The sequence below is a fragment of the Mesorhizobium sp. M2E.F.Ca.ET.209.01.1.1 genome (assembly GCF_004010375.2).
Classification (GTDB): Bacteria; Pseudomonadota; Alphaproteobacteria; order Rhizobiales; family Rhizobiaceae; genus Mesorhizobium.
The window spans coordinates 1-11,549 of record NZ_SADP02000024.1 but is presented as its reverse complement, the minus strand read 5'-3'; the positions used below and the strand labels follow the sequence as shown (position 1 = coordinate 11,549).

The window sequence follows — 11,549 nt, the reverse complement described above, 5'->3', positions numbered from 1 at the left end:
CCGCCTTATTTCGCCGCGCCCGACCAGGCCGAGAGCGCCGGCGGGCAGCCTGGCTGACAGGTCAACCGACCATGTCAGCCATCCAGCATCATGTCATGACCGAAGCCGCCGGCCTCCTTGGCGAAAAAGGCAGGGCCGGCCCATATCCGAAGCGCATCACGACATCCGGCCTGCGTGTCTCGCCGACAATCGCCGCCAGGTCGGCGCGCAGGCGGGCGACCTCGACAGGCTGATTGATGAAGGCGAGCTTAAGTCCCAGGCTCGTCGCCGCCAAAGCGAAGCGCTGGCATGCCTGGCCGACCCTGATCCAGTGATCGTGGTCCGGCCGCTCGCCGAAGAAGATCGCCACCCCTGCTGATGAGTCGATCTGACGGGCGTATTTCTCATTCTCCTGGGCGACGCTGAACAGCCGGTCCAGGGCGATTCGGCCCAGGCTGGTCGGCAGCACCGGGCTGCCGCTCGCGGCTGAGAAGAGCCCGTCGCCGCTTGCTGTCGCGCTGCGCGGGTTGAAGCGTATCCACTGCTTCAGCTCATGCATGAATGCGGGGTCGTTCATCTGGTCTTCATTGCCCGCAACGACAAGATTCCGCACCTGCTTCATCCGCGCCCGATCCGTGACAAGCGCCAGGCTCACACCCTGTATCGCGGCTGCGCGCTCAAGTTCGGCGAGATCCGCGGCAGGGGTGGCGCGGCCATCATATTCGGCACGCGTCGATTGGCGTTTCGGAATGGCGTCGGTCAGCGGATCCGCTTTCGCCGCGCCCATGAGGTAATCGTAACGGATCCCGTTGTCGTCGGCCGTAAGCGAAGCCTCGCCGGTGCGGCCGGTCGCCGCCGCAGCGAGCATGAGATTGGCCGCAGCGCATCCCAGGCTGACATAGAGATGATGATCGTCAGGGTCGACGACCGGGGTTCGCCTCTGAAGGTCAGGCCGGATCTCGATTGCATGCGCTTCAAGCTGAAACCGCCAGGGCTGCGTATTATGGCTATTGGCCGCCAAGGTTGCGTAACGGACGACGGCCTCAAGATCGGGCGTCAGGCGGTCACGCAAGCTGGCGGCGAAGGCCTCATATTGGGTCATGGATCCGACCGCCGATCGCCAGGCGGCGGCGCCTGAGCCGGCCGCGACAAGCGCGGCGCCTGGGCCAACGAGCATCGTTCGCCTGTTCATCGCGCCCTCTCGAATAAGCTCGCAGGCAAGATAGCGGCGGATCGGGAATAGCCCTTGATCTCAATCAAGGCCTTTTGATCGACCGGGGCACGCCTAAGCGGCGCGACCGTCGAAGCCGAAGACCTCCACCACGGCAAGATCGATGTCCTCGAGACAGTTGATGTTGATATAGGCCGTGCGCTCGCCGCTTTCGCCGACATCCTCGGCGAAAGGGTGGATGCCGCAGGTCCGGCAGAAACGATGCGCGATCGAGCCCTTGCCAAAAGTGTATTTGCCGAGGTCATCGCCCCAGGCGACCAGGCGCAGGCTGCCATGCGGCACCGCCCACAGCAGCGCGCCCTTGCGCGCGCAGATCGAGCAGTTGCAGCGCACCGCGCCGCCGATCTCACCCTTGACCTCGAATGCCACCTTGCCGCAGTGGCAGCTGCCTTTGTACAGCATCAGCATCTTCCCGTCGCTGGCAGGGTGCAAAGGCACTCTTGCCGGGTTATCTCTTTGCCGGCCCAACATCGGGCCGCGCGCCTAAAAGACGTTGCAACTTTGCAAGGCCCGACATCGAAAATGCAATCCGTCCGCGATCGTCTCGAAACCATCCTGTCACGTCTTGCCAATCGCGCGGCCGACGAGCGGGTCTACACGAAGCTCTATGCCGAGGCCGCTCGGGCAGCCGCCGATGCGTCCGACGCTCGCCGCAAAGCCGGCGTCAGCCTTGGCCCGCTCGACGGGCGCATCATCTCGATCAAGGACCTGTTCGACGTCGCTGGCGAGCCGACAGCGGCCGGGTCGCTGATCCGCGCCGAAGCCGCACCTGCCGCGCGAGATGCGGTGATCGTGCGGAGGCTGCGCCAGGCGGGCGCGGTCATCCTCGGCAAGACCAACATGACCGAGTTCGCCTTCACCGCGATCGGCGACAATCTGCGTTACGGCACACCCGGCAATGCGGCTAATGCAAGCCTTATCCCGGGCGGGTCTTCATCCGGCGCGGGCGTCTCGGTCGGCGAGGGCACGAGCGACATCTCCATCGGTTCGGACACCGGCGGCTCGGTGCGTATTCCGGCCTCGCTCAACGGTGTCGTCGGCTACAAGCCGACGGCGAAGCGCGTGCCCGTGGCCGGCGCCTTTCCGCTGTCGATGACGCTGGATTCGATCGGTCCGCTCGCCCGCAGCGTCGCCGATTGCGCGCTCACCGATGCGGTCATGGCGGGGGAAGAGCCGGCGGCGCTTCAACCAGTCCCGCTCGCGACCTTGCGCATCGGCATCCCGCGCGGCGTGCTGTTCGGCGAGACGCAAGCCGAGGTCGCCGGAGCTTTCGAGAGCTGCCTCGACAGGATCGCACAGGCTGGCGCCCGCGTCGGCGATGTGTCCATCGACGATCTCGTCGCCGAGATGCGCGCTGCCACCAGACGCGGCACGATCGCGTCGATGGAAGGCGCCGAAGTGCATGCTGACTGGCTGGCGAGCGGTATCTCCGTGCCGGTCGATCCGCATGTCACCGGGCCATTGTCGCGCGCGCTGGCCGTTCCCGCCTCGGCCTATATCCGCACGATCCGCCGTCGCGGCGAGCTCGTGGCGGCGATGGCGGAACGGCTGGAGACGGTCGACGTGCTGGCCTTGCCGACCGTGCCGATGGTCGCGGCGTCCATCGCCGCCATGGCCGGGGACGAGGCGCTGCGCGACAGGACCGAAGGCCTGCTCTTGCGCAACACGCAGGTCGCCAACCAGTTCGACCTTTGCGCGATCTCGCTGCCGATGCCGGGCACCAAACTGCCGGCCGGGTTGATGTTGGTGGGGAGGCACGGGGAAGATCGGCGGCTTCTGTCCATCGCGGCAGCCGTTGAGGCTTTGCTCGGCCGTTGATGAGGATGCCGCGAGCCGAGGCAAAATTGGCGTCAGGGAAATTTGCCGTCGCGTTCCTTCGCGCCCGCCTCTGGCCTGCCGGCATCTCCCCCACAAGGGGGGAGATTGGCAGTTTCAGCGCCGCGCTCGATCCTGCAGCGTCGGAGATTGGCGAAAGCCGGCATGACGTCTGATCTCCCCCCTTGTGGGGGAGATGTCCGGCAGGACAGAGGGGGCGCTGTCCCGCCAGCATCTCATATCTGCACCGTCACGATCCGCACCGATGGTCTAATCGCCAGCTGGAAACCGCCGCCGGTAGTGCTCGATGACTTCCGGATTGCGCAGGTTGATCGGTAGCTTGCCGGCCAGCACCAGCAGCGCCTCGCCCGCCGCGCCGACACCCATGCGCATCATCGATTCCTCGGTGATGCCGGCCATGTGCGGGGTGACGATGACATTGTCGAAGCCGAAATACGGGTGGTTGGGCGGCAGCGGCTGTGTGGAAAAGACATCGAGCGCGGCGCCCCCGATGCGGTCTTCTCGCAAGGCTTCGATCAGCGCCTCGTCATCGACCACCGGACCACGCGAGACATTGATCAGCAGCGCATTGGGCTTCATGCGGGCGATGCGCTCGCGGCTGATCAGGCCGCGCGTTTCCTCCGTCAAAGGGCAGCAGAGCACGATGATGTCGCTCTGCTCGACGAGCGCGTCGATCGACAGGAAGCCGACGCGCTCGGGCGCCGGGCGCAGGCTGCGCGTCGTCGCCACGACATTGAGGTCGAAGCCATGGGCGGCGATATGGCCGACGGCCTGGCCGACCGCGCCGAGGCCGACGATGCCGATCGTCTTGCCGGCCAGCTCGCTGGTCGAATTGGCGTGCTCGCGCCCGGCAAGCCAGCCCTTGGCGCGCAGGTCGCGGTCCGTCACGCGGAAGCGCCGCAGCAAAGCGAGTGCCACGAACATCACATGCTCGGCGACCGAGCGGGCATTGACGGCGGGCACGTTCGCGACCAGCACGCCGGCGGCGGTCGCCGCCTCGACCGGGATCATGTCCAGCCCGGCGCCGTGGCGGATCGCGGCGCGCAAATTCACCGCGCCTTGAAACAGCTCAGGCGGCAGCGGCGCGCGGACGATGACGATATCGGCGTCGAGCGCCTCGCTGGTCAGCGTCTTGGGATCGAGCGCGGAAGCGATCGCGAGCCGCCCGGCGCCGGCCAGCATGGCCGTGGCGCGAGGGTGCAGCGGGTGCGTCGACAGGATCTTGCGCATGGGGGTTCCATTTCCGCATTTGTGCGACGCCAAGCTAAACGCTTGGCTGCAAAATGCTCAACGGCATTTCTCCGTTTCATGGAAACGGCGAACTGCCATGTCTCTTTGTTTCACGCAATTCCGGACGGAAAACCGTTCACACTTTTCCTGCAAAATGCTCAAGCTTTCTCGAGCGCCGCGCTTTTCGGCTCCGTTCCGTGGCCTTCGATGATCCCCTTCCAGTAGCTCTCGGCGCCCTGCAAATGGGCGTTCATCAGGGCCTGGGCGAGATTGCCGTCGCGGCGCAGCAGCGCTTCGTAGATCTGGATGTGCTCGGCGTGCGAGCGCACTGAGCGTTCGGGATCGTTAAAATAGATCGGCAGGCGCTGCTCGCCCATCAGGTAATAGACGCTGCAGATGTTGTGGAAGACGCTGTTCTTGGTCGCGCGCACGATCTCGAGGTGGAACTCGCGGTCCTCCTTGGCGAGGCCCTCGCCGGCCCCGATGCGCTCTTCGGAGGCTTTCAGGATCTCGCGCAGGCGTTCGAAGTTCTCCTCGGTGGCGCGCGAGCAGGCAAGCTCGGCCGCCTTGATCTCGTGGATCTTGCGCAACTCGACGGTTTCGTAGATCTGCACCGGATCGAGCGGCAGGCCGGCGCGGGCGAACAGCGCCAGCGCTTCCACGCTTGCCTGCTTGGTGTCGATATAGATGCCGGACTTGGCGCGCCGCTCGACGATGCGCATGGCTTCGAGTATGGCGAGCGCCTCGCGGATCTGGCCGCGGCTGACGCCGAAATGTTCCGCCAGCTCGCGCTCCGACGGCGTGCGGCCGGACTCCTTGTCCGAATTGGAGAAGAGATAGGCGGCAAGTTCCGCGAGAAGGTTCTTTTCTTTCATCGTCAAATACGTTGCGCGTGCGCCTCCAGGAACCGCTCGGAGATGGTGAATCCCAATCCAGGCATTTCAGGGATCGCTATCATACCGTCCTTCGCTTCGACAGTCTCTTCGACCAGCTCGTGGATCATCGGATTGGCGCCGAGCGAATATTCGATGATGAAGCTGGCGGGCGAGGCGGCGCAGACATGCAGCCCGGCGAAGAAGCAGGGCGCGCCAGCCCACAGATGCGGCGCGAAGCGCAGATTGAAGGCGCTGGCGATGGTACCGATCCTCATCGCCTCGCTGATGCCGCCGCAAAACGCCGGATCGGGTTGGAAGATGTCGGCCGACTTCAGCACCGCCAGGTCGCGGAAGGCGTAGCGCGTCGCCTCGCTCTCGCCTGTCGCGATCGGCGTCGAGCCCGAGGCGCGCACCTCGGCCATGCCCGGCTTGTCGTCGGCGATCACCGGTTCCTCGAACCAGGCGAGGTCGAGATCGGCGGTGAGGCTGATGAAGCGCTTGGCCTCGGCCACGGTGTAGGTGCCGTGCGCGTCGACCATCAGATCGACGTCCGGCCCGATCGCCTGCCTTGCGGCGCGCACGCGCGCGGCCGAAAGATGCGGGGAACCGTCCATGGCGCCGACGCGCATCTTCAGCGCCTTGAAGCCGCCCTTGGCGATGTAGGATTGCAATTGCTCGCCGATGGCGTCGGGGGAGGCCCAGCCGCCCGAGGCGTAGGCCTGCATGCGCTCGACCTTGCGGCCGCCGAGCAGCCGCCATACCGGCTGCCCGAGCGACTTGCCGAGGATGTCCCAGAGCGCGATGTCGACGGCGCTGATCGCCGCCACGCTCATGCCGCGCCGCGCCAGCTGCGGCATGGCATGGCCGGCATGCGCCGCCGTCTCGTGCCGCACGCCGTTGTAGAGCATCTCCCAGATGATGCCGATATCGGCCGGGTCGCGGCCGATGAGCTGAGGGCCGATCTCGTGGTTGAGCATATGGACGAGCGCGCCATAGCTGCCGGCGCTGCCGGCGGCGTTCTTGCCCTCGCCCCAGCCGACCAGGCCGTCATCGGTCTCGATGCGCAAAATGGCGGCGTCGAATGTCGTCACCTGGCCGAAGTCGCTGCGATGCTGCTTCGCGGCTTCGATCGGGACACGGACCCACCAGGCCTGGACGCTTTTGATGCGCATGTTTTCCCTTCGGCCCCTCCGCCCGCCAGGCGGAAGGACAAGCTTTGATCGGAGGTCTACTTGATCAGCGGCAGCAGCGTTTCGGCGGTGATGCGCATCTGGTCGGTGTAGAATTTCTCCGTAAGCACGCTGGAGCCGTGGTCCTGGATGAATTTGAGCTGCTCGGGCGAGATGTCGACCGGATTGCGCTCGACCATCTCCGGATAGGGCGCGGCCGGCGTGCGGTCGACGGGCGCGACGAATTCATTGGTCAGCGCGCCGTCATAGCCGACTTCCTTCAGCGTGCGCACGATCTTGGGCCAGTCGATCTGTCCGAGGCCGGCGGCGAAGCGGTTGTTGTCGGCGACATGGAAGTCAAACAGGCGCTTTCCGACCTGGCGGATCGCGTCGTAGACGTTAAATTCCTCCATGTGGATGTGGTAGGCGTCGAGGCAGACGCCGCATTCGGGGCTCACCGCGTCGGCGAGCGCCAGCGCCTGGGCGCCGCGGTTGAAGAGATAGGTCTCGAAGCGGTTCAGCGGCTCGATGGCGATCCGGACGCCGACCTTCTTGGCATGGGTGAAGCATTCACGCGTGGCGTCGACCACCCAGCCCCATTCCTCCGCCTCGGTGCCGTCCGGCACGACCTTGCCGACGGTGGCGGGCACCAGCGTGATGATCTCGCCGTCGAGCTCGCTCACCATGGTGAGCACGTCCTTGACATATTGGACCGACCGCTCGCGCTGGCCCTGGTTCTTGGCGGCGAGGTTGCGTTCGCCCAGCATCAGCGTCACCGAACCCCAGCAGCGGATGCCATGCTCCTTCAGGAGCGCGCGCGTCTCCTTGGTCTTGTACTGCTCGGGCTCGCCGGAAATCTCGATGGATTCGTAGCCGAACTTCTTGATGCGCTTCAGCGTCACCTCCAGCGGCTCCGCCCGCATCCAATTGTGCGTCGAAAGATGCATGGTCTATCCTTCCCAGAATTCGCCTGTCACTTTTTACCCCGCGACGCCTCAAGAGGCGGCCGCACGCTTCCTCCCCAAGGCGTTGCCAGCATTTTCCTCGAAACTGGTTCGACCAATTGGGCCTGTCATGACCTCTACAGCAAATTTTAATATACGGCAAGGAGCGGGCAGTTGGCACTGATCGCCCTGATCAATACTATGATTTTACGAGAAAATTTTGCCCATTTGACAGCAAGGTTGGCGCTCGTTTGAGGCTTTCAGGCGCTTGACCGAATTACGAGATTTGGTAATACCAGAATGGCATGGCGTTTAGATGCCGTCAGGACTGACCAAACAGGCTGGCCCTCGCTCAAATCGGCGCTATGCTTTGGTCGCGAAAACAAGAGAGGGAGGATGCCGATGCCGACGACGATGAAGGGTCCCGGGCTGTTTCTGGCGCAGTTCGCGGGCGACGCCGCACCGTTCAATTCACTGGCCTCGATCACCAAATGGGCGGCCGGCCTCGGCTACAAGGGCGTGCAGATCCCGACCTGGGACGCACGCCTGTTCGACCTCGAGAAGGCGGCGTCGTCGAAGGCCTATTGCGACGAGGTGAAAGGCATCTGCGCCGACGCCGGCGTCAAGATCACCGAATTGTCGACGCACCTGCAGGGCCAATTGGTGGCGGTGCATCCCGCCTATGACGCGCAGATGGACGGCTTCGCGCCGCCATCGGTGCACAACAATCCCAAGGCGCGGCAGCAATGGGCCGTCGAACAAATGAAGTTCGGCGCCAAGGCATCGCGCAATCTCGGGCTGAACGCTTCGGTGTCGTTCACCGGCTCGCTGGCTTTCCCTTACCTCTACCCCTTCCCGCAGCGGCCGGCGGGGCTGATCGAGGAAGCCTTTGGCGAGCTCGGCAAGCGCTGGAAGCCGATCCTCGATGTCTATGAGGACAATGGCGTCGATGTCGGCTACGAGATCCACCCTTCAGAGGACGTGTTCGACGGCGCGACCTTCGAGATGTTCCTAGACGCGGTCGGCGGCCACAAGCGCTGCAACATCAATTACGACCCGTCGCATTTCCTGCTGCAGCAGCTCGACTATCTCGAATTCATCGACATCTACCACGAGCGGATCAAGGCGTTCCACGTCAAGGATGCCGAGTTCAACCCGACCGGACGGCAGGGCGTCTATTCCGGCTATCAGGGCTGGGTGAACCGGGCGGGCCGCTTCCGTTCGCTTGGCGACGGGCAAGTGGATTTCGGCGGCATCTTCTCAAAACTCACCCAATACAATTACGATTCCTGGGCGGTGCTGGAGTGGGAATGCTGCCTCAAGCATCCCGAGGACGGGGCGGCCGAAGGCGCGCCCTTCATCCAGCATCACATCATCCGGGTGACCGAGAAAGCCTTCGATGATTTCGCCGCCGGCACGACCGACAAGAAGCTGCTGCGCGCGATGATGGGGATTTGACCGCGAATTCTTTGAGAAGATTCGACTGCGGGTCCGGGTGGGATTGAATTCCAGGCCGCGGCGGACCCTGATACCCGCCCGACGCTGCGCGTCGGTCCCTCTTCGCAAGGGGGAGGGTGAGGAGCCTAGAGGAGAGGACGAAAATGGTCGGCGCATCGAAGTCGGAAACGGGAGGCGGCCCGATCCGCTACGGCATGGTTGGCGGCGGGCAGGGCGCCTTCATCGGCGCGGTGCATCGCATCGCGGCGCGCATGGACAACGACTTCGTGCTGGTGGCCGGCGCGCTGTCGTCGAACCCGGAACGGGCAAAGGCCTCGGCCGAGGAACTCGGGCTCGATCCGGCACGCAGCTACGGCTCCTATGCCGAGATGGCAAAGGCCGAAGCCAAGCGTCCCGACGGCATCGAGGCGGTGGCCATCGTCACGCCCAACAACGTGCATGTGCCGGCGGCCAAGGCCTTCCTCGAGGCCGGTATCCACGTTATCTGCGACAAGCCGCTGGCGACTTCGCTGGCCGAGGCGAAGAAGCTTGCCGCCCTGGTCGAGAAGGCCGGCAAGGTGTTCGTGCTTACCCACAATTACACCGCCTATCCGATGATCCGCCAGGCGCGCGAGATGGTGGCCAAGGGCCAGCTCGGCGACATCCGCATCGTGCAGTCGGAATATCCGCAGGACTGGCTGACCGAGGACCTCGCCGCCACCGGCCAGAAGCAGGCCTCGTGGCGCTCCGATCCGAAGCAGGCCGGCGCCGGCGGCGCGCTGGGCGACATCGGCACGCATGCCTATAACCTTGCCCGCTTCGTCTCGGGGCTCGAGCTGGATTCGCTGTCGGCCGATCTCGACGCCTTCGTGCCGGGCCGCCAGCTCGACGACAATGTCAATGTCATGCTGCGCTTCAAGCCGGTCGGCAACAAGCATCCGGCCAAGGGCATGATCTGGGCAAGCCAGGTGGCGCCCGGCCATGAGAACGGGCTGAAGCTGCGCATCTATGGCTCGAAGGGCGGGTTGGAATGGGTGCAGGCCGACCCGAACTATCTCTGGTACACGCCGTTCGGCCAGCCGAAGCAGCTGCTCACTCGGGCTGGCGCCGGCGCGATGCCGGTGGCCGCGCGTGTGACCCGCGTGCCGTCCGGCCATCCGGAAGGCTATCTCGAAGGCTTTGCCAACATCTATCAGGAGGCCGCCCGCGCCATCCGCGCGGCGCGCAGGAAGGGTGGCAAGCCGGGGAAGGATGTGGTCTTCCCGACGATCGCGGACGGCGTCGAAGGCATGGCCTTCATCGAGGCCTGCGTGAAGTCGTCGAAGAAGAATGGGGCGTGGACGAAACTGTAGTCAGCGGCGGCGCCCCCTCACCCGGATTGCCAACCGAATTGCGAAGGGCAATTCGGGGCAATCCGACCTCTCCCCGAGGGGAGAGGAGCAGGTAAGCGCCGGCGCCGACCTCTTCTCCCCCTCGGGGAGAAGGTGGCCGCGAAGCGGCCGGATGAGGTGGCCCGCCAACGCAAGCGGCTGGCCGCAAGGTGGGGAGGGGGTGTCGATGAAAATCGGCATGTGCATGTTCTTGTGGACCACCAGCGTCTCGAAGAAGCACGAGCCGCTGTTGAAGGACATCAAGGCGACCGGTTTCGACGGCGTCGAGATACCGGTCTTTGCGGGCTCGCCGGACGACTACAAGAAACTCGGCGAAATGCTCGACCGCATCGGCCTGGAGCGCACCGCGGTCTCGGCGATGGGCGATCCGGCGATGAACCTGATCTCGCCGGATGCCGCGACGCGCAAGGCCGGCATCGACTACATGAAATGGGCAATCGACTGCAGCACTGCCCTTGGCGCCAACACGCTGAGCGGGCCGCTGCATTCGACGCTCGGCGCCTTTTCCGGCAGCGGGCCGACGGCTGCCGAGAAGAAGCGCTCGATCGCCTCGCAGCGCGCCATCGGCGACCATGCCGGCAAGAAGGGCGTGACCATCGGGCTCGAAGCGCTCAACCGCTTCGAATGCTATCTGGTCAACACCATGGCCGACCTGTCGGAGCACATCGACGCGATCGACCGGCCGCACATCAAGGCGATGTACGACACTTTCCATGCCAATATCGAGGAGGCCGATCCGATCGGCGCCTATACGAAGCATCGCCGGAATATCGTTCATATACACATTTCGGAGAACGACCGCGGCGTGCCGGGGCGCGGCAACATTCCGTGGAAGGAGACTTTCTCCGCCATCCGCAAGAGTGGCTATGACGATTGGCTGACGATCGAGTCGTTTGGCCGCTCGCTGAAGGACTTGGCTGCGGCGACCAAGGTGTGGCGCGATTTCGCGGAGAGCCCGGAGGCGGTTTACCGCGAGGGGTACAGGCATATCAGGGACGGGTGGAAGGCTGCCGCGTAGGCGCCTCTCCGTTCGTCATCCACGGGCGGAGCGGGAGCGAAGCGGACGCGGAGACCCGAGGATCCATTCCGTGACGTCGACGCTCCGCGACGATGCAGAATTCTGCACCGCTGCATTCTCCGGGTCAGGGAACGGAATGGCAACTGTGTTCACGCGAATGCGGTTTTGTCGCGAATGATCGCGTTGAGGACGACCAGGAGCTTCCTTGCGACGGCGATGATGGCCAGTTTCTTGGACCCCGAGCGGGCAGCAAGCGCTGTGTAGAATGTCTTGAAGCGCTCACAGGTTCTGATGGCGGTGAGGGCTGCCATGTAGAGGGCGCGGCGCACGCGTGATTGCCCGCCCTGGATCTGGCTCCTGCGGTTGAGCTTGCCGCTCTTGTTGTCGAACGGGGCAAGGCCGACGAGCGCGGCGATCGCCTTGGGTGAGCGCTGGCCGA

General features: G+C 64.7%; 11 protein-coding genes. 4 read left to right on the top strand and 7 right to left on the bottom strand.

The features are described from left to right. Positions 1-88: 88 nt before the first annotated feature. Both EN852_RS29780 and EN852_RS29775 read right to left on the bottom strand, forming a co-directional pair. A complete protein-coding gene (locus EN852_RS29780) occupies positions 89-1,171 on the bottom strand; it encodes a nitroreductase family protein (protein WP_127879398.1) in 1,083 nt (360 codons plus the stop codon). Positions 1,172-1,264: 93 nt separating this feature from the next. After that, positions 1,265-1,612 (bottom strand): GFA family protein, encoded by a 348-nt coding sequence (locus tag EN852_RS29775; protein WP_127868311.1) that lies wholly within the window; start codon positions 1,610-1,612, stop codon positions 1,265-1,267. A 120-nt stretch (positions 1,613-1,732) separates the two neighbouring features. Between EN852_RS29775 and EN852_RS29770 the strand changes: the two genes are divergently transcribed. After that, entirely contained in the window at positions 1,733-3,028 is a 1,296-nt protein-coding gene (locus EN852_RS29770; RefSeq protein WP_127879396.1) for an amidase, read from the top strand. 267 nt (positions 3,029-3,295) lie between these two features. Here the strand turns inward: EN852_RS29770 and EN852_RS29765 are convergent, their stop codons facing one another. The 4 genes from EN852_RS29765 to EN852_RS29750 form a co-directional block, all read right to left on the bottom strand. After that, the gene (locus tag EN852_RS29765) at positions 3,296-4,276 is read right to left on the bottom strand and encodes a hydroxyacid dehydrogenase (RefSeq protein ID WP_127879394.1); all 981 of its coding nucleotides are present in this window, start codon (positions 4,274-4,276) and stop codon (positions 3,296-3,298) included. A gap of 158 nt (positions 4,277-4,434) precedes the next feature. After that, complete coding sequence (locus EN852_RS29760) at positions 4,435-5,151, bottom strand: FadR/GntR family transcriptional regulator (protein WP_127879392.1); 717 nt, start codon at positions 5,149-5,151, stop codon at positions 4,435-4,437. A 2-nt stretch (positions 5,152-5,153) separates the two neighbouring features. Next, positions 5,154-6,323: a mandelate racemase/muconate lactonizing enzyme family protein gene (locus EN852_RS29755; RefSeq protein ID WP_127879390.1), complete on the bottom strand. Its 1,170-nt coding sequence runs from the start codon at positions 6,321-6,323 to the stop codon at positions 5,154-5,156. Between the two features lie 56 nt (positions 6,324-6,379). Beyond that, the gene (locus EN852_RS29750) at positions 6,380-7,267 is read right to left on the bottom strand and encodes a sugar phosphate isomerase/epimerase (RefSeq protein ID WP_112126308.1); all 888 of its coding nucleotides are present in this window, start codon (positions 7,265-7,267) and stop codon (positions 6,380-6,382) included. Positions 7,268-7,666: 399 nt separating this feature from the next. Between EN852_RS29750 and EN852_RS29745 the strand changes: the two genes are divergently transcribed. From EN852_RS29745 to EN852_RS29735, 3 genes are all read left to right on the top strand, one after another. Next, the gene (locus tag EN852_RS29745) at positions 7,667-8,722 is read left to right on the top strand and encodes a sugar phosphate isomerase/epimerase (RefSeq protein WP_127879388.1); all 1,056 of its coding nucleotides are present in this window, start codon (positions 7,667-7,669) and stop codon (positions 8,720-8,722) included. A gap of 143 nt (positions 8,723-8,865) precedes the next feature. Then, complete coding sequence (locus tag EN852_RS29740; RefSeq protein ID WP_127868319.1) at positions 8,866-10,053, top strand: Gfo/Idh/MocA family oxidoreductase; 1,188 nt, start codon at positions 8,866-8,868, stop codon at positions 10,051-10,053. A gap of 205 nt (positions 10,054-10,258) precedes the next feature. Further along, a complete protein-coding gene (locus tag EN852_RS29735) occupies positions 10,259-11,110 on the top strand; it encodes a sugar phosphate isomerase/epimerase (RefSeq protein ID WP_127868320.1) in 852 nt (283 codons plus the stop codon). Between the two features lie 149 nt (positions 11,111-11,259). Here the strand turns inward: EN852_RS29735 and EN852_RS29730 are convergent. Next, a partial coding sequence (locus tag EN852_RS29730; protein ID WP_135879550.1) for a transposase occupies positions 11,260-11,549 on the bottom strand: 290 nt, incomplete at its 5' end.